The 657-nt window shown below is 56.2% G+C and carries 1 protein-coding gene and 1 pseudogene; both read left to right on the top strand.

The annotated features are described in order from the left end of the window. Positions 1-271 (top strand): type VI secretion system baseplate subunit TssK (tssK, locus tag AC2A06_RS18755; protein WP_484381286.1); only part of this gene is annotated, 271 nt, incomplete at its 5' end. A 287-nt stretch (positions 272-558) separates the two neighbouring features. Next, a pseudogene (locus AC2A06_RS18750) lies at positions 559-657 on the top strand (type VI secretion system protein TssL, short form); the annotation flags it as partial.

The raw sequence follows: 657 nt of genomic DNA, 5'->3' as shown, positions 1-657 counted from the left end.
ACAACTTCAGGAGCAGTTCCCGCGCCAGTGCAAGGTGGGCAGTCCCGATTATGTCGCCAGCCTGGTGAATGCCTCGCAACAGGGCGTGCCCCTCAAACCGCTGCGTCATGTCCCTGCGGCCATCCCGTTGCGTCTGGAAAACCAGTATTTCTCCCTGGATTTATCACACCCGGCGGCGCGCGAGATGCTGGAGAGTGGCAACTGTATGTTCTATGTCCCAGGCATGCTTGGCGAGCCTGAGCTTGAGTTGTTTGCGGTGCTGAGAACATGAGCCGTACCCGTCGCCAATCAAACTGCAGCGGTGTTGGCTGCGTTACGAGGTCCGTCCATGGACCTCGCCCCTATCGGGGCCGCCGGCAGCGGCGTTCAAATCTGCTCCTGCAGATTTGTCGCTCACCCGAATCACTTACTCCAGTAAGCTCATCGGGATTAGTGAACCTCCTCCATGAGGTTCACCCTGCGGGCCAACGCAAGCGTTGTTCAAATCGGTTCCTGACCGATTTGTCGTTCAGTTGCCGCCTACCAGCAACTTGATTGAACTTGGGTATAGATAACGATATGAGTCAGATAAAAAAGTGTGATATTGACGCGCTGTTGCAAAACACCTGGCTGCAGGTGATTAGCCTGCGCCATGGCCCCGAGTTTCAGGAAGGGGAG

Source organism: Serratia sp. HNCC26DJ244, assembly GCF_057180565.1.
Note: the sequence above shows the minus strand (reverse complement) of the source record. Positions and strands in the feature narration are given on the sequence as shown.